The sequence below is a fragment of the Balneolaceae bacterium genome, from assembly GCA_034521445.1.
In the GTDB taxonomy this organism is placed as follows: domain Bacteria; phylum Bacteroidota; class Rhodothermia; order Balneolales; family Balneolaceae; genus JAXHMM01.
This window is the reverse complement of record JAXHMM010000006.1, coordinates 43,140-69,820: the sequence shown is the minus strand read 5'-3', so window position 1 is coordinate 69,820 and position 26,681 is coordinate 43,140. Positions and strand designations below refer to the sequence as shown.

25 protein-coding genes and 1 tRNA gene are annotated in these 26,681 nt (G+C 60.0%); 17 read left to right on the top strand and 9 right to left on the bottom strand.

Annotated features, from left to right (window positions below):
* Positions 1-14: 14 nt before the first annotated feature.
* Together U5K31_07525 and U5K31_07520 are read right to left on the bottom strand one after the other, a co-directional pair.
* Positions 15-2,627 (bottom strand): FtsX-like permease family protein, encoded by a 2,613-nt coding sequence (locus tag U5K31_07525; protein MDZ7772572.1) that lies wholly within the window; start codon positions 2,625-2,627, stop codon positions 15-17.
* 7 nt (positions 2,628-2,634) lie between these two features.
* Positions 2,635-2,973, bottom strand: coding sequence for a PadR family transcriptional regulator (locus tag U5K31_07520; GenBank protein MDZ7772571.1), 339 nt, complete (start codon positions 2,971-2,973; stop codon positions 2,635-2,637).
* Positions 2,974-3,160: 187 nt separating this feature from the next.
* Here U5K31_07520 and U5K31_07515 point away from each other — a divergent pair, with 187 nt between their 5' ends.
* The 3 genes from U5K31_07515 (at position 3,161) to U5K31_07505 (ending at position 6,429) form a co-directional block, all read left to right on the top strand.
* Positions 3,161-3,781 (top strand): sterol desaturase family protein, encoded by a 621-nt coding sequence (locus U5K31_07515; GenBank protein MDZ7772570.1) that lies wholly within the window; start codon positions 3,161-3,163, stop codon positions 3,779-3,781.
* A 30-nt stretch (positions 3,782-3,811) separates the two neighbouring features.
* Positions 3,812-4,678 (top strand): DUF72 domain-containing protein, encoded by an 867-nt coding sequence (locus U5K31_07510; protein MDZ7772569.1) that lies wholly within the window; start codon positions 3,812-3,814, stop codon positions 4,676-4,678.
* Positions 4,679-4,815: 137 nt separating this feature from the next.
* The gene (locus U5K31_07505) at positions 4,816-6,429 is read left to right on the top strand and encodes a peptide chain release factor 3 (protein MDZ7772568.1); all 1,614 of its coding nucleotides are present in this window, start codon (positions 4,816-4,818) and stop codon (positions 6,427-6,429) included.
* A 17-nt stretch (positions 6,430-6,446) separates the two neighbouring features.
* On the opposite strand, the gene U5K31_07500 is transcribed toward U5K31_07505, so the two are convergent.
* A complete protein-coding gene (locus tag U5K31_07500) occupies positions 6,447-7,220 on the bottom strand; it encodes a hypothetical protein (GenBank protein ID MDZ7772567.1) in 774 nt (257 codons plus the stop codon).
* Positions 7,221-7,386: 166 nt separating this feature from the next.
* On the opposite strand from U5K31_07500, the gene lpdA reads away from it, so the two are divergent.
* The 7 genes from lpdA to U5K31_07465 all read left to right on the top strand — a co-directional run bounded on the left by lpdA (position 7,387) and on the right by U5K31_07465 (position 13,561).
* Positions 7,387-8,814, top strand: coding sequence for a dihydrolipoyl dehydrogenase (lpdA, locus tag U5K31_07495; protein ID MDZ7772566.1), 1,428 nt, complete (start codon positions 7,387-7,389; stop codon positions 8,812-8,814).
* Between the two features lie 12 nt (positions 8,815-8,826).
* Positions 8,827-9,576 (top strand): lipoyl(octanoyl) transferase LipB, encoded by a 750-nt coding sequence (gene lipB, locus U5K31_07490; protein MDZ7772565.1) that lies wholly within the window; start codon positions 8,827-8,829, stop codon positions 9,574-9,576.
* A gap of 18 nt (positions 9,577-9,594) precedes the next feature.
* Positions 9,595-10,473, top strand: a complete 879-nt coding sequence (gene lipA, locus U5K31_07485) for a lipoyl synthase (protein ID MDZ7772564.1) — start codon at positions 9,595-9,597, stop codon at positions 10,471-10,473.
* 100 nt (positions 10,474-10,573) lie between these two features.
* Positions 10,574-11,278 carry a glycerol-3-phosphate 1-O-acyltransferase PlsY gene (gene plsY, locus U5K31_07480; protein MDZ7772563.1) on the top strand — a complete coding sequence of 235 codons (705 nt, stop codon included), beginning with the start codon at positions 10,574-10,576 and terminating at the stop codon, positions 11,276-11,278.
* The gene (locus U5K31_07475) at positions 11,275-12,303 is read left to right on the top strand and encodes an NAD(P)H-dependent glycerol-3-phosphate dehydrogenase (protein ID MDZ7772562.1); all 1,029 of its coding nucleotides are present in this window, start codon (positions 11,275-11,277) and stop codon (positions 12,301-12,303) included. The genes plsY and U5K31_07475 overlap by 4 nt, the downstream gene beginning before the upstream one ends.
* A gap of 83 nt (positions 12,304-12,386) precedes the next feature.
* Positions 12,387-13,067: an ATP-binding protein gene (locus tag U5K31_07470; protein MDZ7772561.1), complete on the top strand. Its 681-nt coding sequence runs from the start codon at positions 12,387-12,389 to the stop codon at positions 13,065-13,067.
* Positions 13,068-13,090: 23 nt separating this feature from the next.
* A complete protein-coding gene (locus U5K31_07465; protein ID MDZ7772560.1) occupies positions 13,091-13,561 on the top strand; it encodes an iron-sulfur cluster assembly accessory protein in 471 nt (156 codons plus the stop codon).
* A gap of 10 nt (positions 13,562-13,571) precedes the next feature.
* Here the strand turns inward: U5K31_07465 and U5K31_07460 are convergent, their stop codons facing one another.
* The 4 genes from U5K31_07460 to U5K31_07445 all read right to left on the bottom strand — a co-directional run bounded on the left by U5K31_07460 (position 13,572) and on the right by U5K31_07445 (position 18,017).
* The gene (locus tag U5K31_07460) at positions 13,572-14,540 is read right to left on the bottom strand and encodes a hypothetical protein (GenBank protein MDZ7772559.1); all 969 of its coding nucleotides are present in this window, start codon (positions 14,538-14,540) and stop codon (positions 13,572-13,574) included.
* An 81-nt stretch (positions 14,541-14,621) separates the two neighbouring features.
* Complete coding sequence (locus tag U5K31_07455; GenBank protein MDZ7772558.1) at positions 14,622-15,926, bottom strand: NAD(P)/FAD-dependent oxidoreductase; 1,305 nt, start codon at positions 15,924-15,926, stop codon at positions 14,622-14,624.
* 1 nt (position 15,927) lies between these two features.
* The gene (gene hslO, locus U5K31_07450) at positions 15,928-16,833 is read right to left on the bottom strand and encodes an Hsp33 family molecular chaperone HslO (protein ID MDZ7772557.1); all 906 of its coding nucleotides are present in this window, start codon (positions 16,831-16,833) and stop codon (positions 15,928-15,930) included.
* Between the two features lie 14 nt (positions 16,834-16,847).
* On the bottom strand, positions 16,848-18,017 hold the full coding sequence (locus tag U5K31_07445; protein ID MDZ7772556.1) for a Glu/Leu/Phe/Val dehydrogenase dimerization domain-containing protein: 1,170 nt from the start codon (positions 18,015-18,017) through the stop codon (positions 16,848-16,850).
* 311 nt (positions 18,018-18,328) lie between these two features.
* Here U5K31_07445 and recJ point away from each other — a divergent pair, with 311 nt between their 5' ends.
* The 6 genes from recJ (at position 18,329) to U5K31_07415 (ending at position 22,686) form a co-directional block, all read left to right on the top strand.
* Positions 18,329-20,059: a single-stranded-DNA-specific exonuclease RecJ gene (gene recJ, locus U5K31_07440; GenBank protein ID MDZ7772555.1), complete on the top strand. Its 1,731-nt coding sequence runs from the start codon at positions 18,329-18,331 to the stop codon at positions 20,057-20,059.
* Between the two features lie 60 nt (positions 20,060-20,119).
* Positions 20,120-20,192 (top strand) — tRNA-Phe (locus U5K31_07435).
* A gap of 186 nt (positions 20,193-20,378) precedes the next feature.
* A complete protein-coding gene (locus U5K31_07430; GenBank protein MDZ7772554.1) occupies positions 20,379-20,597 on the top strand; it encodes a helix-turn-helix transcriptional regulator in 219 nt (72 codons plus the stop codon).
* Between the two features lie 8 nt (positions 20,598-20,605).
* Complete coding sequence (locus U5K31_07425) at positions 20,606-20,929, top strand: HipA N-terminal domain-containing protein (protein MDZ7772553.1); 324 nt, start codon at positions 20,606-20,608, stop codon at positions 20,927-20,929.
* Positions 20,926-21,948, top strand: a complete 1,023-nt coding sequence (locus tag U5K31_07420) for a HipA domain-containing protein (GenBank protein ID MDZ7772552.1) — start codon at positions 20,926-20,928, stop codon at positions 21,946-21,948. The genes U5K31_07425 and U5K31_07420 overlap by 4 nt, the downstream gene beginning before the upstream one ends.
* Positions 21,949-22,254: 306 nt before the next feature.
* The gene (locus U5K31_07415; protein MDZ7772551.1) at positions 22,255-22,686 is read left to right on the top strand and encodes a response regulator; all 432 of its coding nucleotides are present in this window, start codon (positions 22,255-22,257) and stop codon (positions 22,684-22,686) included.
* Here U5K31_07415 and U5K31_07410 read toward each other — a convergent pair.
* Positions 22,683-23,693, bottom strand: coding sequence for a YhdH/YhfP family quinone oxidoreductase (locus U5K31_07410; GenBank protein MDZ7772550.1), 1,011 nt, complete (start codon positions 23,691-23,693; stop codon positions 22,683-22,685). The two genes, U5K31_07415 and U5K31_07410, sit on opposite strands and share 4 nt — an antisense overlap.
* A gap of 151 nt (positions 23,694-23,844) precedes the next feature.
* Between U5K31_07410 and U5K31_07405 the strand changes: the two genes are divergently transcribed.
* Positions 23,845-25,530 carry a DUF2339 domain-containing protein gene (locus U5K31_07405; GenBank protein MDZ7772549.1) on the top strand — a complete coding sequence of 562 codons (1,686 nt, stop codon included), beginning with the start codon at positions 23,845-23,847 and terminating at the stop codon, positions 25,528-25,530.
* A gap of 31 nt (positions 25,531-25,561) precedes the next feature.
* Here the strand turns inward: U5K31_07405 and nadA are convergent, their stop codons facing one another.
* A complete protein-coding gene (nadA, locus tag U5K31_07400) occupies positions 25,562-26,674 on the bottom strand; it encodes a quinolinate synthase NadA (protein MDZ7772548.1) in 1,113 nt (370 codons plus the stop codon).
* Positions 26,675-26,681 lie beyond the last annotated feature (7 nt).

Sequence of the window (26,681 nt, the reverse complement as noted above, 5' to 3'; positions counted from 1 at the left end):
CGCGGTACCCGGGGCTATTCGCTCCGCAGGTTGTCCACCACCTTGACCCGTGTGGCGCGCAGCGTCTGGGAGGTCACGGTGAGCAGGGCTGTGGCCGTGGTGGCCAGGATGCCGGCCAGGAAGACGACGGGTTCCAGGCTGATGCTGTTGGACATCAGCGAGAGGATCAGCGAATTGGCTGCCCAGGCCAGCGGCGTACCGATCAGCACCGCGATGCCGATCAGCACCAGGTACTCCCGGGAGAGCAGTAGCACGAGCTGGCGTCGTGTGGCGCCCAGCACCTTGCGGATACCGATCTCCTTCACTCGATTTTCGGCTGCGTACATGGCCATACCCAGCAGTCCCAGGCAGGAGATCAGCACGGAGAACAGGGCCGTCAGGCCGAAGATTTTTATGAAATCCCGGAAGATGAGCACATTCGAGCTTTGCGCGAGCTGCTCGGCGAAGGGTTCGTAGCGTGGGGCGTAGCTGCTGCCCGCCTCTGCCCAGAGGCCTTCCAGCTTGCCGTTCAGCGCCTCCATACCCCCCTCGCGCACCTTCACCACGGCGTTGCCGAAGTAGCTGGGTCGCCATCGCAGCACGATCGGATCACCGATGCGGGTGGGATCGGCCGAGACGAAATCCTCGATCACCCCGATGACGGTGCACTCGGTATCGTTGATCGTCACGGAGGCGCCCAGGGCTTGTGCGGGGCTTTGGAGTCCCAGAGCCCGGACCGCCGAGCGGCCTAAAATGGCGGCGTGAAGCGAGTCCGAGGCCAGGTTGTGGTTGAAATTGCGACCGGCCAGCAGTTGGATTCCCATGGTGGTAATGAAACTGGAGTCCACCGAAAAGTGGTGGCCGCGCATCCGTTGGCCCGTCGAATCGCTCACCATCCACGCGCCGCGGATGGAGCCCAGGGCCGGGACCACCGAGGTGGCGCCGACCGAAATTACCTCCGGTTGGGCGAGGAGCGATGCCCTCATGCGATCGTAGGGCACGTCCTGCAGGTCCACGTTGAGCACGCGCTCCTCGTCGAACCCGTAGTCGGTCGTGGAAATGTACCGAAACTGTTGGTACAGCACGATGGAGGTAATGATGAATATGATCGAAAAGGTGAACTGGGTCACGGTGATCACCTTCTTGAGCGTCTGCCGGGGACGTCCACCGCCGCCCGTGCCGGTGCCCTTCAGCACGCGCGCCGGCTGGTATCGCGTAAAGTGCCAGGCCGGGTAGAGGCCGGCCAGGATGCCGATGAAGATGCTGAAGAACAGGAACAGAACGTAGGTCCCGTAGTCGGCAAGCAGGTCCCGGCCGATCTGGCTTTCCGTCATGCCCATGAAGTAGAGGCTGTTGAACTGCGGGAGCAGCCAGTTGAGCAGCCCCAGGGCAAAGAGCAGTGCCAGCACGGAGATGAGCACCGATTCAACCAGGAACTGCTTGAGAATGCTGGAGGGCAGGGCCCCCATCACCTTGCGCACACCCACCTCGCGGCTTCGGGTCAGTCCCCTTGCCACGGTCAGGCTGACGTAGTTGAAACAGGCGATGAGAATGATTACCGCGGCGAAGCCCGCCAGGAACCATGCGATGAGGCCGGGCATCACTATTCCCAGTTCGTTGGAAAGGTTGGGTCCCAGGGCGATGCCGGTGATGGGCTGCAGTCGCATCTCGCGGATGACCGACTCGCCCTCGGAGTCCACGTAGTTGCGTTCTACCAGGCCGGGAAGCTGCGCCTGCAGTCGGTCATGGGCGCCGGGCGCCAGCCGCAGGTAGGTGAAGGAGTTGTAGATGGTGCTTGTCCACTCCCCGCTGCCCGATTCCCAGCCGGTGTCGTCTTCCACGGTGGAGAAAGGAACCACGGCGTCGAAGTCCATATGGGTACGCACGTCGGTGTCGATAACGCCGGTCACCGTGTAGGTACGTCCCTCGATGGCCGAGAGGGTCTGGCCTACGGGATCGGTATCTTCTCCGAAGAGCCGGCGGGCATTTTCGGCGCTGAGCAGGATGGAGCCGGGCTCGCTGAGGGCCGTCTCCGGATTGCCGTGCAGCAGCTCGAAGCCGAAGAGTTCCAGGAATTCGGGATGGGTGTAGATGCCGCCCAGGGAGAGGGTCTCCCCTCCATACCGGAGCTCCTCGTGGAAGCTTTCACGGATATGCACGGCCTGCTCAACACCGGTGTAGTTTTCCCGGAGGATGCGGGCCAGACTGGAGGGGGTCGTGGCGTAGAGACTGGACCCGGTATTGCTTGACGACTTGTAGTCGGTGACCACCCGGTAGATGCGGTCCGACTGCGGATGGAACCGGTCGTAGCTCTTCTGGTCGACGATAAACAACAGGATCAGCAGGCAGACGGCCATGCTGGCGGCCAGCCCGACCACGTTGATCAGCGAGAAGCTGAGATGCTTGCGGGATACGCGAAAGCCGGTTTTCAGGTAGTGCAGGATCATAACAACGTTCCATTTGAGGGTTTGTCCCAGGAAAAAGGGCAGCGAACGGGCGACCTGCATGCAGAGCCGGAGCAGGGCGCGGCGGCCGTCGCCCTCCCTGAGATTCCGGCGGTACTCCTCCTCCAGATCGCCGGCCAGGTGGCGCAGGTCGTCCGGCAGAAGCCGGTCGAGAAGCCGCAGGGGCCAGGGGGATTGATTCATGACAAAGTCAGGAGGTTCTGAGGGTGAGTCCAAAGACCTGGGCGGGTAAATCACTCCAGGCCGATTCGGTCAGGCTGCGAACCTGCCGGAGGGCGTGTACACCTTTGGGGGTCAGCTTGTAGAATCGTTTGGAGCGACCCCCGCGCTCCTCGGTGGGATCGCCCTCCCACGTTTCGAGAAATCCGCGGCGCGCCATTCGTTTCAGTGGGGTGTAAACCGCCCCTACCGAATGGTCACTGCCGGTCAGTACATTTAGCCGATTGCGGATAGCCAGGCCGTACGCCTCATCTTCCAGTTTCCATACCACAAGCAGGAGCAACTCCTCCATGCGCGTCAGAATGTCCATGGGCAACTATTTGTTTTAAATTATAGAACAAATACGTATATCAAATGCGGATGTTTCACCACAGGATGCAAGTGGCCGTGGAAATACCAAATATTTTCAAGTTGAGGAAAATTAAACTAATATGGAGGTGGGATACCGAGAGAGGCAAAAATGGTTTCTCAAGCGGAACGGGAAATGAGAGGCACCTATGAAAGAGATGGAGATCAAGAACGAAGGCCAGGGCCGGATGTTCCGGAACGAATTCCTGGAGATGCTCACCAAAGCACCCGCCCCCGTATCGGCCAGTCTCTATACAGCCATTTCCCTGGGCATGGTCTGGGTGGCCTGGCAGCGAGGCGTGGCCGAATCGATGGGAACAGCGCTGGGAGTTGTCCTTTTCGCCTTTTTCTTCTGGACCTTCTTTGAGTACGTCTTTCACCGCTATGTGAACCACCTGGATGAGTATTTTCCCGGATCGGAGCTCGCCCACCGCATCGCCCACACCCTGCATGGCATACATCACGAATATCCCCGCGACCGCGAGCGTCTGATGATGCCCCCGGTGCCGGGACTGATCGTCATCGCACTGCTCTACGGAGGCTTCCGACTGGCCATGGGCGACTGGGTCTATCTCTTCATGCCGGGCTTCATGACGGGTTATATGATCTACGCCTACATCCACATCTGCGTACACCGCAGCAAGGTGCCCTCGGTGCTGAAGACGCAGTACCGCCACCACGCCATCCACCACTACAAACACCCGGATAAGGCCTACGGGGTCTCCACCACCTTCTGGGACCGCGTCTTCGGCACCATGCCGTCCGAATAGGCGTTCACACCGAGGGGGTATCCTACGCAGATGGCCATAACCAGATATCATATCGGATGCACAGGCTGGAGCCTGAAAGAATGGACGGGACGGTTCTTTACCGACGACGCCCGCCCGGAGCAGTTCCTGACTCAGTACGCCAGTGTCTTTAACGCCGTGGAGGGCAATACCACCTTCTACGGGGTGCCCGACCAGGAAACCGTACGCAATTGGGGGCGTTGCACACCCGACGGCTTCAAGTTCTGTTTCAAGTTTCACCGCTCCCTTACCCACGTGGGAGAACTGGCCGGCTCAGAGGAAGAGGTGCTGCGCTTCCTGGAGGTTTTCGATCCCATCGCCGAGCGGCTGGGACCTTTTCATATTCAGCTTCCGACCCATTTCTCCCCGGAGCAGTTCCCGAAGCTGGAGCGTCTGCTGGGCATGCTGCCGCGCACCTACGCCTATGCCGTGGAGGTGCGCCACCCCGGCTTTTTCGACCACGGCCGTGTGGAGAACCGGCTGAACCGCCTTCTCAAAAGCTACAACGTGGACCGGGTAACTTTCGACACACGCAAGCTGCACGCCATGCCGGCGGTCGATCCCACCGTTGCGGAGGCGAAAAAAAAGAAACCGAAGCTGCCGGTGCGTTTTGAGACCACCGGCTCCAGGCCTTTCGTACGCTTCGTAGGGGCCAACGATGCCCTGAACAACGAAACCTACCTGAAGGAGTGGGCCATCGTGGCGGCCGACTGGATCCGCGAGGGGCTACACCCCTACATTTTCACCCACTCCCCCGACCGCGTGAGCCAGCCCTCCATCGCCCGCGCCTTCCACCGCATGCTTGGCGAGCTGATCGAGATGGAGCCCATGCCCCCCTGGCCCGTGGAGCGGCAGGACGAGCAGCTGGATCTCTTCTAGGAGCGGTATTCGGCGTATGCCGCCGCTTGGGCCAACACCCCCTGCGCGGCCCGTGATAAATCGCTGAGATATTCCTATTTTCAGCCTTCGTTAAAAAAGCCGGTCCTCTTGTTCCGGTGAAAGCCCGAAAACACTGCATGTCCACGACCGAAACCCTTACCGAAAAGCAGAAACGCATAGAGGAGGAGGCGCGCCGTCGCCGCACCTTTGCGATTATTTCGCACCCCGACGCCGGAAAGACCACCCTCACCGAAAAGCTGCTGCTCTACGGGGGCGCCATCCACGAGGCGGGATCCATCCGCCAGCGGAAGGCTTCCCGCTTCGCCGCCTCCGACTGGATGGCCATCGAGAAGGAACGCGGCATTTCGGTGACCTCCTCCGTGCTCCGTTTCGAAAACAACGGGATCAAGTACAACCTGCTGGACACCCCTGGGCACAAGGACTTTTCGGAGGACACCCTGCGCACCCTGGTGGCGGCCGACACCGCCCTGATGGTCATTGACGTGGCCAAGGGCGTGGAGGAACAGACCGAGAAGCTCTTTGAGGTCTGTAAGATGCGGGAGATTCCCATCATCACCTTCGTCAACAAGTGCGACCGCCCCGGTCTGGAGCCATTGGATGTGATAAGCAATATCGAGGGTCAGCTGGGTATCGAGCCGGTGCCCGCTTCCTGGCCGCTGGGCTACGGAAAGGATTTCCAGGGCATTTACGATCTGATCGGCAACCAGCTCTACCTGCACCGCAAGGAGAAACACGGGGCCAAGAAGGCCGAAACGGCGCTTGTGGGACTGGAGGAGGGCCTGGAGCAGGCCACTCTCTCCGATTTCGAAAAGGAAAAATTCCACGAGGAGGTGCTGCTGACCGAGGACATGTACGAGATGATGGACCGTGAGTCCTATCTGCAGGGTAAATGCACCCCTGTCTTCTTCGGTTCGGCCCTGAACAATTTCGGGCTGGATGTATTCTTGAAATATTTTGCCGACATGGCCAATACGCCGCAGCCCTATGCCGACGAGGAGGGTGTGGAGCGGGTGCTGACGGACGATTTCTCGGGATTCGTCTTCAAGATGCAGGCCAACATGAATCCTGACCACCGCGATTGCGCGGCCTTCGTGCGGATCACCTCGGGGAAATTCGAGCGGGGACTGGAGGTCACCCAGGCCGACAACGGCAAGCAGGTGAAAATGTCCACCCCGCACACCCTGATGGGCGATGAGCGCCACATTCTGGAGGAAGCCTGGCCCGGCGACGTGGTTTCCCTCTTTAATCCCGGCTCCTTCCGCATCGGCACCACTATCTACAAGGACAAGCCGGTGCGCTTCAACGTCATTCCTCTCTTTACCCCCGAGCATTTTATGAAATGTTCGACCAAGGACCCCTTCCAGCGGAAGCAGCTGCGCGAGGGACTGAAGCAGCTGGCCGAGGAGGGCGTGGTGCACGTCTTCGAGGTGCCCCACGGGGTGGGCAACGAACTGCTCCTGGGCACGGTCGGGGCCCTGCAGTTCGACGTGGTCAAGCACCGCATGGCTACCGAGTACAACTGCGAGCTGAACATGTCCAGCGTCTCCTACCACGCCGCCCGCTGGCTGCCAGAAGACGAGAAGCTCATCGACAAGCTGGAGAGCAGCTACTCCACCCACGTTACCAAAGACATGGAGGAGAACCCCATCGTGCTATTCGACAGCGCCTACGCGCTCAACCAGGCTGAGGAGAAGGTGGGTGCGGAGAACCTCTTCAAGTTCAAGCAGTAGGTCCCAACACTCAGGCCCTACTTCCCGCCGTTGGCCTGCAGGTCATTGATGCAGTAGGAACCCAGGTTGGGAATGTCTCCGTCGAACAGGTTCGCAAAGTAATCGGTGGTCTCCACGGAGGGCTCCATCAGGCAGCCGTCCCGGTTGCAGTGCTGACCGTCGCCCGTCTGGTGGGAGGCCTGCACGGGCGTGCCCACGCCCACCAGTCCCATGATGTGCCCGAACTCGTGTCGGAAAACCGTACCCTCGATTTTCTGCTGTGAGGGTGCTCCCACGCCCGAGCTGGCCGACTGAATGGTGGGTCCGAAGAAGGCCGTGGAAGTGTTGTAGTAGGCGATGCCCAGGACGTTGGATTCGGTGTACTCGCCGTCCACGATAATGATATAGGCCTCAAGCGTGCTGCTGCTCGCGCTGGTCGTGTTGTTGCGGTGCTCGGCCTCCAGGTCGCGCACGTCGGAGGCGGAGTAGGCCTGCTGCCCGCCGGTAGGGATTTCTGTGGGCGTGCGGACGGTGATATTGCTCTTGTTGAGACGCTGCTCAAGGAAAGATTTCAGGCTGTCTAGGGCTTCCGAGGTCGGTTCGTGTCCCGGCATGTAGTCCACTTCCACAGCCAGGGAGGTATAGGTGCTGTCTCTCAGCAGAGCCTCGGCCGAGGTGCCGGGATTGCGCTGGTGGTTGAAGGCCTCCCCGTCGTCGTCGGAGGAAGAGGTGCTGTCCAGGCAGGAGGCCAGGGCCAGGCTCATGCAGAGCAGTACTACGGGTGCTGTGAGTTTCTTCAAAATGATGTTCATCTTGTGCTGTGGTGCTTTGTTGGTATTGGCGTTCAAAGCCTTTGAATGGCAGGCGGGAGGAATTGTTCCGCCCCGATGTCCGTTTCACCTTCCACCTATTATGCTTAACTTAGAGCGCCTTTTTAACAGCGCAGAACTTCCCTAATAAACTGGAAAAAACGGACTCATGGCTAAAGAATTTGACCTCTGTGTAATCGGATCGGGACCTGGCGGCTATGTGGCGGCCATCCGCGCTTCGCAACTGGGATTTAAAACGGCAATTGTCGAGAAACGTCACCTGGGCGGGGTCTGCCTGAACATCGGCTGTATACCCACCAAGGCGCTGCTCCGCTCGGCCGAGGTGTACGAAAGCATTGCCAACGCTTCTGATTACGGCGTGAAGGTGGAGGGATACTCCGCCGATTTCGAGGGCATGGTCAAGCGCTCCCGGAACGTAGCCGACAAGATGAGCAAAGGCGTGCAGTTTCTGATGAAGGCCAACAAGATTGAGGTTTTTGAAGGCAAGGGCGTCTTTGAATCCGCCGGCCAGATTAAGGTAGAGGACGAGGACGGCAAGACCCTTGAGCAGATCAAGGCCGACAAGTTTATCATTGCCACCGGCGCGCGCCCCCGCGAGCTGCCCGGCCTGGAGATCGACAATGAGGCCATCATCGGTTACGAGAAAGCCATGAAGATGGAGAAGCAGCCCAAGAAAATGGTCATCATCGGCGCCGGTGCCATCGGGGTGGAGTTCGCCTACTTTTACCACTCCATCGGCACCGAGGTCACGCTTGTGGAGCTCCAGGACAGCCTGGTACCCGTAGAGGACAAGGATATCGGCAAGGAGCTGGGCAAGATCTACAAGAAGAAGGGCATGGACATCCGCACCGGCTGCACGGTGGACAAGGTGGAGAAGAAGAAGGGCGGCGTGAAGGTGACCATCAAGGACGCGGGGGACGATTCTACCGAAACCGTGGACGCCGACGTGGTTCTCTCCGCTGTGGGCGTCACCGGCAATGTGGAGGGCATCGGCCTCGACGAGATCGGCGTCAAGTATGAGAAGGGCACCATCGAGGTGGACAAGAGCACCTACCAGACCAGCGTGGAGAACATCTACGCCATCGGGGACGTGGCTGGCGCACCCTGGCTGGCCCACAAGGCCTCCCACGAAGGCATTCACTGCGTGGAGAAGATGGCCGGCGAGGATCCCCTCCCCATCGACTACAACAACATTCCCGGCTGTACCTACTGTGAGCCTCAGATCGCCTCCGTCGGCTACACCGAAGAGCAGGCCAAAGAGGAGGGCTACGATATCAAGGTGGGCAAGTTCCCCTTTTCGGCCAGCGGCAAGGCGGCGGGACTGGGACATGAGGAGGGCTTTGTAAAGGTCATTTTCGACGACAAGTACGGCGAGTGGCTGGGCTGTCACATGATCGGCGCCCACGTCACCGAACTCATCGCCGAGGCCGTGGTGGCCCGCGACCTGGAAACCACGGGCCACGAAATTATTGCCGCCCAGCACCCGCACCCCACCATGTCGGAGGCCGTCATGGAGGCTGTGGCCGAGGCCTACGGCGAGGGCGTGCACCTGGGCAGCAAGCCCAAGAAGAAGTAAGGCCCGACCGGCATGAAGACCGTCGAGGTATACGACCTGGGACACGCCCCCTACCGCCCGGTATGGGATTTCCAGGCGGCGGTGCAGCAGCGGCTTATCGACCAGAAAAAGGGGCGGCGCGAGGGTTCCGGCAACGACGTGCTGCTCTTTGTGGAGCATCCCCACGTCTATACACTGGGCAAGAGCGGCGACCAGGCCCACCTGCTGAAAGGCATGGCGGAGCTGGCCGAGATCGACGCCGAGTTTGTGGAGATCGACCGGGGCGGCGACATCACCTACCACGGGCCGGGACAGATCGTGGGCTATCCCATCCTGGACCTCGACCGGCATTTCACCGACATCCACAAGTACCTGCGCCTGCTGGAAGAGGTAATTATCCGCACCTGCGGCGACTACGGCATCGAGGCCGGCCGTATCGAGGGACTTACCGGCGTCTGGACGGGCGAGCGCAAGATATGCGCCATGGGCATACGCTGCTCGCGCTGGGTGACCATGCACGGCTTCGCCCTCAACGTGAACACCGACCTGGACTACTTCGGCCATATCGTGCCCTGCGGAATCACCGACAAGGAGGTCACCAGCCTGCAGGCGCTGCTTGGACGGGAGGTGGATCCCGCCGAGGTGAAGGAGCGTCTGCTGGTCCACTTCGCCGAGGTCTTCGAGGTGCGCACCGAAAGGGTACGCACGCTGCCTGAACTGGAGGCGCAATTTTCCTATCTTAAGAAGGCACCTGCAGGGGCCGCGCACACGCAGCATTCCTAATATTCTGAGAACCGTTTTATGATTAAAGAACTCAAGGTCATTGACCGCAGCGGTACCGACGAGCGTCGGCCCGACTGGCTGCGCGTGAAGCTTCCCTCCGGAGAGAAATTCAAGGAGGTATCGGAAACGATCCGGAATCACTCCCTCAACACCGTCTGTTCGGAGGCGCGTTGCCCCAACATCGGCGAGTGCTGGGGCAACGGCACCGCCACTTTCATGATCCTGGGCGACGTCTGTACGCGCTCCTGCTCCTTCTGCGCGGTCAAGACAGGCCGTCCGGAGGAAGGGCTGGACTGGGACGAGCCCCGGCGCGTGGCCGACGCAGCCAGTAAAATGGGACTCAAACACGTGGTGCTGACCTCCGTGAATCGCGACGAGCGTGACGACGGCGGCGCTCCCATCTATGCCGAGTGCCACCGCGTGCTGCGCGAGGAGATCGAGGGGGTCACCATCGAATCGCTCATCCCCGACTTCCGCGGCGTCTGGGACGCCCTGCAGATTGTCATTGATACGCCCCCCGACGTGCTTTCCCATAATCTGGAGACCGTGCCCCGGCTCTACCGCACGGTGCGTCCCCAGGCCAAGTACGGGCGATCCCTGGAACTGCTGCAGCGCTGCAAGGACCAGGGCCTGCGCACCAAGACCGGCATTATGGTGGGACTGGGCGAACGCCCCGATGAGGTGGTTGAGCTGATGAAGGACTGCGTGGACCACGAGGTGGACGTGCTGACCATCGGCCAGTACATGCAGCCCACCAAGATGCACCACCCTGTCGAGGAGTGGGTGCATCCCGACCAGTTTGCCGAGTACAAGGAGGTAGGTGAGGAACTCGGACTGGAGCACGTCGAAAGCGGCCCGCTGGTGCGCTCCTCCTACCACGCCGAGAAGCACGTCTGAGGAATTCCCTATTTATGAAAAGTGCCTACGGGTTCCGGCTCAATCCCTTATATTGCATGCACCGTACACAGGGCATCACACAGACCAGTTTCCCTAAGACATGCTCGCACTTGCCGTCGTCATCGTTATCAGCTATCTGCTGGGCTCCATCCCATCCTCCATCTGGGTGGGAAAGGTGTTCAAGGGCGTGGACATCCGCAGCCACGGCAGCGGCAACGCCGGGGCTACCAATACCTTCCGCCTGCTGGGATGGAAGCCCGGGGTGGCGGTGCTGCTTATCGATTTCGGCAAGGGTTACGCCGCCTCCTTCTGGGTAAGCCAGCTGGCCTACCAGATTGCCGGCGGACCCATTTCCATTATTCCCTACTGGGACGTAGACCCCTTTCTGAGTATTCTTTGCGGGGTGGTGGCCGTGGTGGGTCATATGTTTCCCCTCTTCGCAAATTTTGACGGGGGCAAGGGCATGGCCACGGCCGCCGGCATGCTCACCGGCATCGAGCCGGTTTCAGTGGCCATCACCTTCGCCGTCTTCTGCGTGGTGTTGCTTTCCAGCCGCTACGTCTCCCTGGCCTCGCTGGTGGCCGCCTTCATCTATCCCCTGCTCCTGCTGGGCCTGCGCTATGGGGCCGGCTGGCCCATAGACGGGAGCGTGCTCATATTCGGGGGATTCATCGGACTGAGCATTATCGTCAAGCATTACGGCAACATCCGTCGCCTGGCCCGGGGCACGGAAAACAGGGTCTCTTCGTTTAAGCCGGCGAAGGGCTGGCTTAACAAGGAGAAAGAAAAAACCTCCCAGACGTGAACGAAGAACGCGAAGCCCGAAAGGTGGCCATCATAGGCGCCGGCAGCTTCGGCACCGCCCTGGCGGTGGTGCTGTCGCGCGCAGGCAATCGCGTGCGCATGTGGGCACGCGAGTCGGAGGTGGCCTACGGCATCAACAACCGCCACCGAAACCCCTGGTACCTGGAGGAGGTCACCCTCCCCGACTCGGTGGTCTGCTACACCGACCTGGCCGAGTGCCTCTCGGAAGCGGGCATGGTTGTTTTTGCCACACCCTCGCACGCCATACGCGAGGTATCCGAACGGGTGCGTCCCCACCTGAAGGGCGATGAGTTTATCGTCAACGTAGCCAAGGGCATTGAGAACGCCACCTACATGACCATGTCGCAGGTGCTCTGCGAGGTGCTGGACGGGGTGATCGTGGAGGACCATATCGGGGTGATTTCGGGACCGGGTCACGCCGAGGAGATCGGCACCTTTCGTCCCACCACCGTGGTATCCACCTCTTATTCCAAGCGTACAGCCCGCATCATACAGCAGACCTTCATGACACCCATGTTCCGGATCTACCTGAACTACGACATCATGGGTGTGGAAATTGGATCCTCGGTCAAGAATATCATGGCTATCGCGGCAGGCATCACCGACGGGGCTGATATGGGCGACAACGCCATTGCCGCACTCATTACCCGGGGACTCCATGAAATGAAGCGTCTGGGGATGAAGCTGGGCGCCTCCCAGGATACCTTTTCCGGGCTCACCGGCATTGGCGACCTGGTGGTGACCTGCACCAGCCGTCACAGCCGTAACCGGTTCGTCGGCTATCACATCGGCCAGGGCAAGACCCTCGACGAGATTACTTCCGGCATGAACATGGTGGCCGAGGGCGTCAGGACTACGCGGTCGGTGTACGAGTGGAGTAACGAGCTGGGCGTGGAGATGCCCATCACCGCCGCAGTTTACCGGGTGCTCTTTGACGAGGCCGATCCGAAGGACTTGCTCTACGACCTGATGACACGCAATCCCAAAGAGGAAATTCTCATTTAGGAGACCATACCGCAGGTTTATTCGTTGTGGAGAGGAGAGCGGCGTAGTTTAGGAATTCGAACCATTCAGCCAAGGTGACACCCATGTATTCAGACTCCCATTCCACGGCTGCAATCTCCCAGATGGACTACCTGGATGTCCAGAATCTCGCGCAGCGGGGCGAGGGTCACTTCCTGGAGTTCAAGCGCTCCGTACCTTCCGCAGTAAAGATCGCCCGCGAGCTTGCCGCGTTTTCCAACTCGGGTGGCGGCACTCTTCTGGTGGGCGTGGACGACGACTGTTCGCTGATCGGCGTGGATGGCTATCAGGAAGAGGAGTTCCTTTTGCAGAAGGCCGCCCGCGAGGTGTGCGACCCTGCCCTGGAGATCGGCATGGAGGTGGTGCAGTTCGGAGAGCGTGATCTGCTGGTGATCCGTGTGCCTGAGGCTGGGAACAAGCCGGTCTTCGTCAAGGAGGAGCGGGGCCGGGTGGCCTATATTCGTGACGGGGACCGCAACAAGGTGGCCAGCCGCGAGCGTATCGAGGTACTCGAAAAGAAGCATTCAGGGGAGGGGGTCACCTTTGAATACGGTCCCAATGAGCAGAAACTCTTCCGCTACCTGAATGAATACGGCGAAATTACCGTTGAGAAATTCGCACATCTGACCGATGTGTCTGACGAAAAGGCCTCCGGCATCCTGGTGAACCTGGTGAGCGCCGGCATCCTGAATCTGTTTTCAAAGGACGATATTGATTATTATAGCTTTTCACGGAAATGTGAATAGCCAAAATCGCAGAAGCAACTGATATGGCCGTTCAAGACGGAGACGAACAACTGGACGACGTCATCGCCGACCTGATCGACGAGGACGGAGAGGAGCAGGACGCCGCACAGCAGACCGCCTCCCCCTTTGAGGGCATTGACACCTCAGGCGGTGGCGACCTGGAGGGGCCTCCCGTACGGCTTACATCACGCGCCGCCTCACAGGTCCGGCGCATCCGCGAAAAGGAAGATCTGGACGAGGGGCTCTATTTGCGCGTGGCTGTGGAGGGAGGAGGCTGTTCGGGACTGAGCTACAAGCTGGGCTTCGACCACAAAAGCGAGGAGGACCGCATCCTGGAAAGCGAGGGTGTGCAGATTGTGGTGGATCCCAAGCACATGATGTACCTGGAAGGCATTTCAATTGACTATCCCGACGGCCTGGACTCCCGCGGCTTCACCTTTGACAATCCCAACGCCAACGAGACCTGTGGCTGCGGCACCTCTTTTGCGACCTAGTGTCCCGACGTTAACTTCGGCTCTTCTCTTTCCCGCTTTTCACCGAACCGGAGCCGCTTCCTGCATCCTCTTCTTCCTCGTCCTTCGGGGTCTCTCTGAGTACGTTCTGCAGGCGTGAGTCGCCCCCCCGCGGCTCCTCCTCGGGAGATCGCCCGGCGGAGGAATCCTCTGTACCTGACTCGATGTCGTGTGTACCTTCGGCCTGATCCGGAAGTTCGGTTGCGGGCCGGCGTCCCTGCTCCCGGGAAGGACTTCCCGCCCGGAAACGGCGTGCCACGATGGTCTGAAGCTGCTCCATCGCCTCGCGGAGCTCCTCACCCGCCTTGCGCACCTTGCGCTGGGCCCATTTCCTGAACAGCTGGGCCGCGCCCAGCGAGGCGGCGATACCCATCATGATACCGATCACATCGTCCCCGCCGGGACCTTCGGTGAGCATGATGGAGAACACCATAAAGGCCACGCCGACGAAAAACCAGGCCGGCCATGTAAGCTTCTGGTAGGTCTTCAGGCTTTTGCGGATGCGTATGGAGGTCTGTCCTCCGGAGCTCTTCACCTCCACTTCGGGCGATTTGCGGGTGGCCAGCCATTTGGAGATACCCTTGGGCTGAGCCTTCCATTTAATGCCTTTGGGCCGGCGGATCACCTTGCCGGGCGCGTCGAAGTGGTATTCGATGATGGAGCGCATCTCCGCCCAGGTCTTCTGGTCCAACTCCCCCTTCACAAAGGAGATCATCTCTTTCCTGTATTTGTCGCCGGTGTCCAGGGCCAGGGGCTCCTCTACGGGTATGCCCTCGTATTCCAGGGCTGCTTCGCGTACGAAGTCGGGTGATACGCCCATTTCGCGGGCGATATCCTGGATTTCGTCCAGCGAGAGCTCCGTATGAGGACGCGAAAGACTGTCGGGTCCTCCGGAGCGCTTCTGCAGTTCGGCGGCGCGTTTGATGATGCGCTTGAGGTCCTGTTCGTCGTAGCTGCCCATGGCGGCGGATTGGTTGGTATTAGGGCTTTAATATAGGATAACGGAGCGCCTTACGAAAAGGGAGTGCAGGGCCGGCGTGTATCAGGCCTTCCCGGCCTCCGGGGTGCCCTGGTTCCTTCGGTCGTCTGCCTCCTCCGAAAAGCGGTTGGTGATAAGCCGAACCCCCCGCTTGAAGGTGAAGTAGAACCAGATCCACTCCACGAAGACCCTGAAGCGGTTGCGGAAGCCGATCAGGAAGAATATGTGGATGAAAGACCAGAGCATCCAGGCCGCAAAACCGCTGAAGGTAAAGCCGCGGATATCGGCCACAGCCTTGGCCCGGCCGATGGTGGCCATGGTGCCCTTATCCTTGTACCGAAAGGGCGTACGTTCTTCCGAGGGAATTTGTTGGGCCAGGATGTTTCCCACGTACCGGCCCTGCTGCATGGCCACGGGGGCCAGGGCGGGCAGGGGTTGTCCGTCTTCGTCCTCCACGCAGGCCGCATCACCGGCCACGAAGATCTCCGGGTGTCCGGGCAGGCTCAGGTCGGAATTCACGTGTACACGGCCGGTGCGGTCCTGTTCGGCTCCGAGGGAATCCAGTACCGGGGAGGCCGCCACTCCGGCGGCCCAGATGATGTTGGGGGTCTCGATCTCCCCTTTGCCGAAGCCCACCCGGTTCTCGCCGATTTCGGTGACGGGGGTGTCGAGCAGGACTCGAACGCCCATCTCCTCCAGGGTCTGCCGCGCTTTCTCCGAAAGATGCTCGGGGTAGCCATTCAGGATGCGCGGGCCTGCCTCCACCAGGAAAATGCGGGTCTCGTTGGCCGAGAAGGTGGTGTAGTCGCGCATCATGTTGCGCTTGGCAATTTCGGCAATGGCCCCCGCCATCTCCACGCCCGTGGGTCCCCCGCCGATGATCACGTAGGTGAGGAAGGGCTCGCGCAGCTTGGGGTCGTCCAGCTGCTCGGCCTCCTCAAGGGAGAGCAGGATGCGCTCGCGCACCTGCAGGGCGTCGGAGACCGTTTTCAGGCCCGGGGCGTGTTCCTCCCAGGACTCGTTGCCGAAATAGTCGTATTGCGCGCCCGGCGCCAGCAGCAGCTGGTCGTAGGCCAGGGAACTTCCGTCGGCCAGTTGCACGGTCCCGGCTTCAGGGTCCACCGAGCTCACCTCTCCCAGAAGCACGCGCACGCCCGAATCACTGCCCAGGATGGCGCGGATGGGCATGGCGATGTCGCCGGGCGAGAGGGCGGCGGTGGCCACCTGGTAGAGGAGGGGCTGGAAGAGGTGGTGATTGGTCTTGTCGACCAGCGTCACCCGGCAGTCTCGTCCCCGCAGTTTTTTGGCGGCCATGATCCCGGCGAATCCACCGCCCACGATCACCACATGTCGGGACGCCTGTGCCATGTCAGTTCATCCTGGCTTTGGCCTGCACGAGGATGTCTTCGATCTCGCCCGGGGAGACCTGGTAGTGCTCGTTGCAGAAATGGCATACCAGCTCCTGTCCCCCGTCGTCGATTTCTTTGAGCTCCTCGTAGCTGAGCATGCTGAGGGCCCCGATGAAGCGCTTGCGGGTGCATCGGCAGAAGAAATCGAGGGGCTGGCGGTCCAGTTCCTTGACCATCATGGGCTCCATGGCCTTCTCCATAATATCGTCGATGTAGAGACCCTTGCGGAACATCTCATTCAACGGACCGAAATCGCGCAGACGCTCCTGCAGCTGGTCGATGTGTCCCTCCGGCGCGTCGGGCAAGCGCTGGATGAGGATGCCGCCCGCCTCCGACACCGAGCCGTCGTCATTAAGTCCCACGTCCAGGATCACCGCCGAAGGCACCTGCTCCGACTGCACCATGTAGAAGGCGATGTCGTCGGTGATGTTGCCGCGAACCAGCTCGATGGTGCTCCGGCGCGGCTCCGACTCGTTGTAGAGCGTCTTTGAAAAGGTCAGAAGTCCCAGGCCCAGTCCCTCGCCCAGGTGCGCCTCATCGCGGGTGTAGTCGAGCTCCACCTGCGGGTGCTGCACGTAGCCGCGTATCTCGCCCACGCGGTTGGCCTCGGCCACCACCATGCCTACGGGACCGTCGCCCTCGGCACGGAGCTGCACGCGCTCCTCGCCCTTCAGCTCGGAGGCCATCAGCATGGTGCCGGTCAGGGCGCGTCCCAGCAGCACCGTGTTCAGCAATGATAACTCGTGCTTTTGACGCGCAGTCTCCACGGCGTCGCTGGTCTTGACCACGGAAACTTTGAAATGGCCGTCTTCGGTCAAGCCCTTGATCAGGCGGTCGCGATGTTCAAACTCTTCTCTGGTAAGCATGGCAGGTCTGGCAGCTATCCCTTGGCCCGGTACATGTCTCCGATGTGTCCCGAAAAACTGCTCTTGGAGGAGTAGACGCGGTGGATGCGGCCCACCTTTTCGATGCGCTTCTCGGCCAGGATGTTGGAGGCGACGTAGGTGGGCATATCATTCTCCTCGGAGTAGTTGAGGATGTCCAGGATCACCTGGTAGATGCGCGAGGCCTTGTCGTGGGCCCGCTGCTCGTTGTAGCCCTCAAGCTCGGAAGCCACGTTGATCAGTCCCCCCGCGTTGATCACGTAGTCGGGGGCATAAATAATGTCGCGGTCCATCAGCATTTGCCCGTGCTTGTCCTCCTCGTCCAGCACGTTGTTGGCGCCGCCGGCGATGATATCGCAGTTGAAGGTGTCCATGGTGTCGTCGTTTACCACGCCGCCCAGCGCACAGGGACTGAAGATGTCCACGTCCAGGCCGTAAATCCCGTCGGGGTCGACCACCGTGGCGCCCACCTTTTCGGCCAGGTCGGCTACCTTGTCCTCGTAGATGTCGCTGATAAAGATCTCGGCATTCTCTTTGGCGAGGAACTCAACCAGGTAGGAGCTCACGTGTCCGGCGCCCTGCACGGCAATGCGCTTGCCCTCCAGGGAGTCGCTGCCGTAGGCTTTGTTAGCGCAGGCTTTCATGCCCATGTAGACCCCGTAGGCGGTGACGGGCGAGGGATCGCCGCTTCCGCCGATGGATTTGGGAATGCCGGTGACGTACTTGGTCTCCATGTTGACCCACTCCATGTCCTGCACGTCAATGCCCACATCCTCGGCGGTAATATAGCGTCCCCCGAGGGTGTCCACGTAGCGGCCGAAGGCGCGGAACAGCTCCTCGTTCTTGTCGGTCCGCGGATCGCCGATGATCACCGCCTTGCCGCCGCCCAGGTTCAGCCCGGAGATGGCGGCCTTGTAAGTCATGCCGCGCGAGAGGCGAAGCACGTCGCGCAGCGCTTCCTCCTCGTTGTTGTAGGGCCACATGCGGGTGCCGCCCAGGGACGGTCCCAGCGTAGTGTCGTGAATGGCGATGATGGCTTTCAGCCCGGTTTCGGGGTCGGAGCAGACGACGATCTGTTCGTGTTCGTAGGACTGCAGTTTGCCGAATATGGGAAAATGCTCTTCAAGTTCTTCGGCCGTTGCGGAGTTCACGGTGGTTGATTCCATTACATCGGTGATTAAAATCGTTAGAGCTGTATTACAAAGGGCAAAGCCCGACAAATTTAACGAAAAAAAGGCACTTTTAGTAGTTGGGGGCTCCGGATATTTCCCCGCTGGAACGGGCGCAGGAGGCCTTTATGGTGGCTGCCGCAGGGTGCTGATAAGCCTTAGATAATCCTAATTAGGCTGTATTTTTTCGCGCTTTATTGATTACTTACAGTTAGCAAATTCCGGCTGCAAAACTGCGCAGCCGCGCTGATCGGACGGCCTGACCGCCGGCGGTCTCTTCGTGATAAAAAACAACCAAACAGCCAACTATGCCATTTCGCTGGGTCTACGAAGAGCCGGAACGGGAGGAGTCCGTTTCCGAGCTCCGGGAGAATCTGGGCGTACCCCAGACCATCGCCCGCCTGCTTGCCCTCAGGGGCATCCACAGCTATGAAGAAGCCAAAACCTTTTTCAGGCCCGATCTGGGGATGATGCACGATCCCTTCCTGATGAAGGATATGGATCGCGGCACCGAACGCCTCGCCAGGGCCATCCGCTCGGGAGAGAAGATTCTTGTTTACGGGGACTACGACGTGGACGGTACCACCGCCACTTCCATCCTCTACATTTTCCTGGATGATTTTGGGGTGGACGTGGACTACTACATTCCGCAACGCTACAAGGAGGGCTACGGCATCAACATCGAGGGCGTGCAGTATGCCATCGATAACGGCTTCGACCTGATTGTATCGGTGGACTGCGGCATCACCGCCGTGGAGGAGACGCGCATTGCCGGCGAGCACGGCATTGACCTAATCATCTGCGACCACCATAATGTGGGCGATGAGCTGCCCGAGGCCGCCGCGGTGCTGGACCCCAAACGCAGGGACTGCAGCTATCCTTTCAAGGCACTATCCGGTGCCGGCGTGGGCTTCAAGCTGGTGCAGGGCACCCTCAAGACACTGGGTCTGGGGGAGAAGGTGGCCTACCAGTTCCTGGACCTGGTCGCCATCTCCATCGCCTCCGACATCGTGCCCATACAGGACGAGAACCGGGTGATGATGCACGAGGGTCTGCGGCAGATCAACGAAGAGCCGCGCATCGGCATCCGTGCGCTCCTAGACCTGATCGACATGAAGCCGGGATCGGTGAGCACCTCCAATATCATCTTCTCCATCGGTCCGCGCATCAACGCAGCCGGTCGCATGGGCGACGCCGCCAAGGCGGTCAAATTGCTTATCTCAGACACCCCGGTGGAGGCCCGGGAGCGGGCCCGCGAGCTGGAGAGCATTAATGTGAAGCGCCGCGATACCGACACCCGGACTATGGAGGAGGCCGTCGAAAAGGTGGAGCGCGAGTACAACCTCGAGAAAATATCCTCCATGGTGCTGCACGACCCCGACTGGCACCTGGGGGTGATCGGTATTGTGGCTTCCCGGCTGGTGGACGCCTACGGCCGGCCGGCCATCATGCTCAGTTCGGTGGACGGCAAGATCAAGGGCTCGGCACGCAGCATTAAGGGGTTCAACATCTATGAGGCGCTCAAGCAGTGCGAGGACCTGCTGGAGCAGTACGGGGGACACGAGTACGCGGCGGGTATGACCATCCGCGAGGGAAACCTGGATGAGTTCCGCCGGCGCATCGACGAAATCGCATCCGGCAACCTCAGTGAGGAGGATTTCAAGCCGGAGCTGGAGGTTGACAGCGAGCTCGACCTGAGCGACGTGGACCTGCGCTTCTGGAAACTGCTCAGCCAATTCGAGCCCTTCGGACCCGGCAACCGGCAGCCCACTTTTGTGAGCCGCGACGTGCGGGTGGTCGGCATACCCACCATCGTGGGACAGGGTCACCTGAAGATGAAGGTGGCCCAGAACGGTTCGGGCGTGTTTGACGTGATCGGCTTCAACCTGCACGAATACCTGCCGGTCATCCGCGATTCGTCCCCGGAGCAGCAATCGCTCCACATCGCCTACTCGCTGGAGGAGAACTACTGGAGGGGCAAACGAAGTCTGCAGATCCACCTCAAGGACGTGCAGGTGGAGGAAAATCAGCTCGCCTGAAGGTGGCAATCTCTTTGTATAAAGGGCAAAAGCCCTTATATTTGGCAACTCTTAAAGCACGGGACTGTAGCTCAGTCGGTAGAGCACATGACTGAAAATCATGGTGTCGGCGGTTCGATTCCGCCCGGTCCCACGCTTGTAAAACCCCTGCCCGGCTCCGTGTCGTGCAGGGGTTTTTTAATGGTTTTCCCATTAAAATGTGATTAATTGGCAATTCAACCCATCTGACCTATTTAATTCAAGCAATTTCACAATAAAATGTGAAATTTCGTATATTACGGCATCGGAGACCTGGGTGAAAGCCAAAAATCACACTATAATGTCATTCTCTGAAATCGGAAATAGCATCAAAAAGCGCAGGGATACCCTGGATATCACGCAGTCCGATCTGGCGGAGATGGCGGACATCAGCGTAAATACGCTTTATAAAATTGAGACGGGGCAGGCAAATCCAACACTCAGGGTGCTCCATAAAATTGCGGACATCCTGGGCATGGAGCTTATTCTTCGTGTCAAGAGTCCCGGGCGGCCCTCATGAAAATGGCCGTGGTATATCGCAATGGCGCGCGGGTAGGTATGCTCAGGCAGTACGACAGGGGAACCTATGAATTTGAATACGACGACCGGTGGTACCGCGATCCCGGCAAGCCGCCCGTTAGCCTGACCCTGCCGAAGACAAGGAAGATCCACAAGTCCGATCATCTCTTTCCGTTTTTCTACAACATGCTGGCCGAGGGGGCCAACAGGAAGTTCCAGGCCAGGCAGCTGAAGATCGACGAGCGCAACTATTTTGACCTTCTCCTGGCGACGGCCCACTTCGATACCATAGGCGCGGTGACCGTGAAACCTGCAGGCGACAACGCCTCATGAGCCTTCCTGAAATTCTATATTGTCCGGGCACGCTGTCGAAAGGCTTCGACACCTACAGCCCCACCTGTCTGAAAAGGATGTTTGGCGGAAAGAAAGTGAGCCATATCCTGCCCTACCATCCGCCCGAGGTGAGCGAGGAGGATGCCGAGAAGTTCCAGCAAAATAGGAAACGTCTTTCCATCTCCGGAGTCCAGGAAAAGGTCTCGCTGCTGCTGGATAAAGACGGGCTTCGACTGACCGAGGAGGGGGAGCAGGGCACATATATTCTGAAGCCCATACCCAGGGATCTCCAGAAAGCAGACCAGGTTCCGGCGAACGAACACCTGACCATGCAGATCGCACGGCAGCTATACGGCATCGAAACGGCCGAGTGCGCCTTGATCTTTTTCAGGAACGGGGATCCTGCCTACCTCACCCGGCGATTTGACGTTGGCGAAGATAGCGTCAAGATCGGTACGGAAGATTTCGCAACTCTTGCTGGCAAGACGGCCGAAACGGAGGGTCCGGATTTCAAGTACAAGGGGAGCTATGAGGAGATGGCCGGACTCATCGATACTTATCTCCCGGCGGCCATGGTGGAAAAGGAGAAGTTTTTTTCTCTGGTTTTGTTCAACTACCTCTTCTCCAACGGGGATGCCCACTTGAAGAACTATTCGGTCATAGAAACCGGGCAGGGGGATCATAAGCTGAGTCCGGCCTACGATCTGGTCAATACCCGGCTCCATGTGGACGATTCCCCCCTGGCCCTGAGGGACGGGCTGTTCAAGGGTGACTATTACACGGAGAGTTATGAGGCCAACGGTTTTTACGCCTACGACGACTTTCACGCTTTCGGCCTGCGGATTGGACTGCTGGAGAGCCGTGTGGAAAATCAGTTGCGGCACATGCTGTCCCATGAGGAGGAGGTGCGGTCGATGACACGGCACAGCTTTCTTTCCGATGACATGAAGAAGGCCTACCTGGAGGCTTATCGTGAGAAACACAAGGCGCTGGCCTATTCCATGGCAGGCAGGATCTGAAAGTCCCTGACCCGGTTCGGCCTGCGGGTGACATCACATGACTGCCGCAAAAACCACCTCGGTATATTTGCCTGTCTCGACAAGATTTTCCAGAAATAAAGTTAAGATATCCTAACTCCTGCCGATACATAGCATACGTAGCAACCAAACCGCCAATACGGTTATGGCTGTCTTCAGGTCGCCAAGCGGCCCGTCGAGATTGGTCAAAAACCGCTATGAAAGATTAAGAATTCTTAATACTTTCAGGCAAATATTTTCTACCCTTCGTAAAGAGGGGGCGGCAGAGTTTTTAAAGGCAGGATTTCCATGAAGAACGCAAGCGAAAAGAAGGTACTTATTGTCGAAGACGACATGCTGTTGTCCATGGTTGAGGAACGTCTGGTCAAGAAACTGGGCTACGAGGTTGTGGCCAAGGCAACCAACGGCGAGGACGCCATCCGTCATATGCATGAGCAAAGCCCCGACGTCATACTCATGGACATTGTGCTGAAGGGTGAACTCGACGGCATCGAGACCATGGAGCAGATCCGCACGCAGTCCGATGTGCCTGTCATCTACCTTTCGGGGAACTCCGACCGCTTCAACTACGAGCGGGCCAAGAAGACCGGCTTTTCCGACTACCTGGTCAAGCCCATCACCCTGCACGATCTCCGCGTACCTTTTGAGAAGGCGCTCAGCACCGAAATCTACGGCGCCGAGAACGGTACCGAGAGCATACAGCTTGGCAAAACCGCCTAGCCGTCCTTCAGGTTGAGCAGCACTTTTCCCACCTGACCGCCTTCCAGGATGCGGTCGATCTGCACATTCAGCCCGTCCAGGCCTACCTCGCGGTACATTTCCTCCAGCTGCGGCAGCTTCCACTTATCCGACATCAGGTTCCAGAGGGTCCTGCGCATGGGCATCAGACAGATGCCCGAATCGATGCCCAACAGGCTCACTCCTCGCAGAATAAAGGGATAGATGCTGGTGTTGAGGTCGCCTCCCAGTATATTCCCGCAGCAGGTTACGGTGGCGTTGTGCCGGGCCTGGCGGATGGCTGTATCGAGCATTTCTCCCCCGACGGTATCCACCACTCCCGCCCAGGTACTGGACAGCAGCGGCTTGCCGGAAGTGTCTTGAACAAGTTCGCGCCCGGCTACCTCTTCTGCGCCAAGCATCTCTAGAAACCCGCCCTGGCCGCTCTTGCCGGTGACGGCGGTGACGCGGTAGCCCTCCAGGGAAAGCAAGGCTACGGCAAAGCTGCCCACACCCCCGGTAGCGCCGGTAACCAGCACGGGTCCGTCCTCGGGAAGCGTGCCGTTGTGCCTGATCTTGTGCACCCCGTAGGCGGCGGTGAATCCCGCCGAACCGTAGATCATACTCTCCTTGAGGGTGAGTCCCTCAGGCAGCGGTACGATCCAGTCGCCGGGCACACGGATGTACTGACCGAAGCCGCCCGGTGTATTCTGCCCCAGGTCGTAGCTGGTCACGATCACCCTGTCGCCCTCCGAAAACCGCTCGTCGCGGCTCGCCTCCACCACCCCCGCGGCGTCCACGCCAGGCGTATTGGGAAAGACCTGCGTGACCCCCTTGTCGCCGGAGGCGGAGAGGCCGTCTTTGTAATTCAGGCCCGAGTAATGCACGCGGACCAGCACGTCGTGGTCGGGGAGGTCGCCCAGGCTGCGCTCCTCGACTGAGCGCGTGAAGGTGCCGTCGTTTTGTTCACGGACCACCAGGGCGTGGAAGGATGCCTCTTGCTTGCTCATACGGTGAAATTGTGATTCGTCTTTGGCCCCATTATACAAAACCCATGGTACAAATCAGGCGGAGGAAGGCAGACTTTGGATTTTACCCGAATGCCTGTAGATTGCCTTCTGGCTGACGTACACCAGACGGAAAACCAGGAATACGGGGACTATGGGCACATCGGATAAGAGCCGTGGGATGGAGCGCAGGATGGAGGAACTGGAGTCTCGCGTGCGCGAATTGGAGCAGCAATTGGAGGATGGAGGAGCCGCCTCCCGACGTGAACCGCGCGGACAGTCAACCTCGCGCGCGAAGACGACGTGGACCGAAGGCTTGGGCGAGGCCCTTTCGCGTTTCACCGGAGAGCAGTGGCTCAACCGCATCGGACTTGGACTCCTCCTGCTGGGGCTGGCCTTTCTTTTCAAGTATTCCATCGACCAGGGCTGGCTGGTGCCGCCGGTGCGTTCGGCCATCGGGACCGCGGCGGGGGGACTGCTGCTGGTCACCGGCCTGCGCATGAACGACGACTCCACCCTCAGCCAGTTGCTGATGGGAGGGGGTATCGCCGCACTCTACATCACCGGCTTCGCCACCTACCAGTTCTACGATTTCATTCCCGGCGTCTGGCTCTGGGTTTTCATGATGGGCGTCACCGCCCTGGCCCTGATGCTGTCGCTCAGGCAGGACGTGGTGGTGCTCTCGCTGGCCGGTATGATAGGGGGATTCGGTACGCCCTTCATGCTCTATTCGCCGGAGGGGAGCCTGGCAGGACTGGTACTCTACGGGGTCATGCTGCTGGCCGCCTCCTCTGTCATCTACTGGTACAAGCAGTGGCGGACCATGTACTGGATACCGGCGGCCGGCATGGCCTCCCTGCTCGTGATGGGCTTTGCCGATACCGGCGTGCTTATGTCTGGCGGGGAGACGGACCCGCGCCTGTGGCTGCAGGCGGGTGCCCTGGCGGCGCTGGGCAGCCACTGGCTTCTTCCCCTCTACGGCAGCGTGAGCGGGACGGTCCGGCACGGGCATTACGAGGACTCCGCGCTGGTCCGCTTCTACACCCTGGCCTATGCGGTGGTGGTTCCGCTGCTGGTCTACTTCTATTCGACGGTTCTGTGGGAGGCGGGCGAGGTACAGATGGGCTATATGGCCCTGGCTGCATCGGCCGCCGTCGCACTGCTGTATTATGAGCTGCGTAAGCGGGGACACCGCTATCCGGCCATCTTCCACAGCATGACGGGACTGCTGTTGCTGGCCTTTGCCGCCCTGGCCCTGCTGGATGCGCCGTGGAGCTTACTCGCCCTGGCGGCCGAGGCCGTGCTGCTCTGGCACCTGGGTGCGCGACTGGAAGACCGTGCGATGAAGATCGGCGGACATCTGCTTTTCTTTGTGGCGATGCTCTGGACGGCCGCGGGTCTCACCGCGCAGGTGTCCGGCACCGTTCCCTTCGTGGGACCGGATGCGCTGGCGCGAGCGGGCGTGGTGCTGGGCGCCGGTCTTCTTGCTCCGCCGGCCATGTCCCGGGTCTCACAGCGCAATCTGTACCGGCTGGCCGCCCACCTGCTGGCCCTGGGCTGGCTCTACCACGAATGCAACGCACTGGCCGATGGACAAGCCTGGGCCTCTCTGGCCTGGGGCGCCTACGCCGCCGTGCTGTTGATAGGCGGTTTTGCCGGCGGACGAAGCTGGCTGAGGCTGGGAGGCATGTCCGCCGTCCTGCTGCTGGTGGCCAAGATGCTGCTGCTGGACCTGGCGCAGCTGCCGGCCGTCTGGCGCATTCTGCTATTCATGGGCACCGGGTCGGTCTTTCTGCTTATCGGTTATTTCTGGCAGACCCGCTGGCGCGCGGATACCTGAGCGGAGATTTTCGGCGACGGATAGAGCGGGATCAGGAGAGCTCCAGCATGCGGTTCAGCGCCAGCAGCGCCTGTTCGGTCGTCTCCGGGTCCACCGTTATGCGGTTCACCACCTCGCCCTGCTCCAGCTTTTCGAGGGACCAGAGCAGGTGGGGGAGGTCGATGCGGTTCATGGTCAGGCAGGGACACATGAAGGGGTTGAGGGAGACGATCTCCTTGTCGGGGTGCTCCTGTATAATGCGGTTCACCAGGTTCATTTCGGTGCCGATGGCCCAGCGCGAGCCGGACTCAGCTTCCTCGATGGTCTCGATGATGAAGCTGGTGGAGCCGGCGTAGTCGGAGGCCTGTACCACCTCCCAGGTGCACTCGGGATGCACCAGGATGTTGACGTCGTCGTGACGCTCCCGCAGGTTTTCGATGTGCTTGACGCTGAACTTCTCGTGTACCGAGCAGTGCCCCTTCCAGAGGATCACCCGCGCTTTCTGCGGGTCGCCCTCGCAGGACAGGCGCTCCTCGATGGGATCCCATACGGCCATCTCCTCCAGCGGGATGCCCAGCTCCCAGGCGGTGTTGCGTCCCAGGTGCTGATCGGGCAGGAAGAGGATGCGCTCCTTCTTGCCCAAGGCCCATTCGATGATATCCGCGCAGTTGGAGGAGGTGGTTGTGGCGCCGCCGCGGCTGCCCACGAAGGCCTTGATGGCCGCCGTGGAATTGACGTAGGTGAGCGGTAGGATGGTGTCGCCGTAGGTCTCCTGCAGGATCCTCCAGCCCTTTTCGGTCTGGTCGATGGTGGCCATGTCGGCCATGGAGCAGCCGGCGCGCAGGTCCGGCAGGATTACCTTCTGGCTCTCGCCTGTCAGCATGTCCGCCGTCTCCGCCATGAAGTGCACCCCGCAGAAGACGATGAACTCCGCCTCTTTGTTGCCGGCGGAGATCTGTGCCAGTTTCAGGGAGTCGCCCCGGGCGTCGGCGTAGCGGATCACCTCCTCCTTCTGGTAGTGGTGGCCGGGGATGAAAAGCCGCTCTCCGAAGGCCTTCTTGATCTCGTGTACGCGTCCGCCCAGTTCCTCCTCGTCCATTTCGCGGTAGCGGTCGGGAAGGGCGACTTCGGCATCCTGTTCCAGAAAATCGAGCGCCGCGTCCATGTCGTCC

What these genes read in the sequence shown, in the direction of transcription:
- U5K31_07430 (MDZ7772554.1), top strand. Translation starts at nt 20,379, where the DNA reads ATGTCATTCTCTGAAATCGGAAATAGCATCAAAAAGCGCAGGGATACC.
- plsY (MDZ7772563.1), top strand. Translation starts at nt 10,574, where the DNA reads ATGCTCGCACTTGCCGTCGTCATCGTTATCAGCTATCTGCTGGGCTCC.
- U5K31_07515 (MDZ7772570.1), top strand. Translation starts at nt 3,161, where the DNA reads ATGAAAGAGATGGAGATCAAGAACGAAGGCCAGGGCCGGATGTTCCGG.
- U5K31_07465 (MDZ7772560.1), top strand. Translation starts at nt 13,091, where the DNA reads ATGGCCGTTCAAGACGGAGACGAACAACTGGACGACGTCATCGCCGAC.
- U5K31_07420 (MDZ7772552.1), top strand. Translation starts at nt 20,926, where the DNA reads ATGAGCCTTCCTGAAATTCTATATTGTCCGGGCACGCTGTCGAAAGGC.
- lipA (MDZ7772564.1), top strand. Translation starts at nt 9,595, where the DNA reads ATGATTAAAGAACTCAAGGTCATTGACCGCAGCGGTACCGACGAGCGT.
- U5K31_07410 (MDZ7772550.1), bottom strand. Translation starts at nt 23,693, where the DNA reads ATGAGCAAGCAAGAGGCATCCTTCCACGCCCTGGTGGTCCGTGAACAA.
- U5K31_07415 (MDZ7772551.1), top strand. Translation starts at nt 22,255, where the DNA reads ATGAAGAACGCAAGCGAAAAGAAGGTACTTATTGTCGAAGACGACATG.
- U5K31_07455 (MDZ7772558.1), bottom strand. Translation starts at nt 15,926, where the DNA reads ATGGCACAGGCGTCCCGACATGTGGTGATCGTGGGCGGTGGATTCGCC.
- lpdA (MDZ7772566.1), top strand. Translation starts at nt 7,387, where the DNA reads ATGGCTAAAGAATTTGACCTCTGTGTAATCGGATCGGGACCTGGCGGC.
- hslO (MDZ7772557.1), bottom strand. Translation starts at nt 16,833, where the DNA reads ATGCTTACCAGAGAAGAGTTTGAACATCGCGACCGCCTGATCAAGGGC.
- U5K31_07510 (MDZ7772569.1), top strand. Translation starts at nt 3,812, where the DNA reads ATGGCCATAACCAGATATCATATCGGATGCACAGGCTGGAGCCTGAAA.
- lipB (MDZ7772565.1), top strand. Translation starts at nt 8,827, where the DNA reads ATGAAGACCGTCGAGGTATACGACCTGGGACACGCCCCCTACCGCCCG.
- U5K31_07525 (MDZ7772572.1), bottom strand. Translation starts at nt 2,627, where the DNA reads ATGAATCAATCCCCCTGGCCCCTGCGGCTTCTCGACCGGCTTCTGCCG.
- U5K31_07500 (MDZ7772567.1), bottom strand. Translation starts at nt 7,220, where the DNA reads ATGAACATCATTTTGAAGAAACTCACAGCACCCGTAGTACTGCTCTGC.
- U5K31_07470 (MDZ7772561.1), top strand. Translation starts at nt 12,387, where the DNA reads ATGTATTCAGACTCCCATTCCACGGCTGCAATCTCCCAGATGGACTAC.
- U5K31_07505 (MDZ7772568.1), top strand. Translation starts at nt 4,816, where the DNA reads ATGTCCACGACCGAAACCCTTACCGAAAAGCAGAAACGCATAGAGGAG.
- U5K31_07405 (MDZ7772549.1), top strand. Translation starts at nt 23,845, where the DNA reads ATGGGCACATCGGATAAGAGCCGTGGGATGGAGCGCAGGATGGAGGAA.
- recJ (MDZ7772555.1), top strand. Translation starts at nt 18,329, where the DNA reads ATGCCATTTCGCTGGGTCTACGAAGAGCCGGAACGGGAGGAGTCCGTT.
- U5K31_07445 (MDZ7772556.1), bottom strand. Translation starts at nt 18,017, where the DNA reads ATGGAATCAACCACCGTGAACTCCGCAACGGCCGAAGAACTTGAAGAG.
- U5K31_07460 (MDZ7772559.1), bottom strand. Translation starts at nt 14,540, where the DNA reads ATGGGCAGCTACGACGAACAGGACCTCAAGCGCATCATCAAACGCGCC.
- nadA (MDZ7772548.1), bottom strand. Translation starts at nt 26,674, where the DNA reads ATGGACGCGGCGCTCGATTTTCTGGAACAGGATGCCGAAGTCGCCCTT.
- U5K31_07520 (MDZ7772571.1), bottom strand. Translation starts at nt 2,973, where the DNA reads ATGGACATTCTGACGCGCATGGAGGAGTTGCTCCTGCTTGTGGTATGG.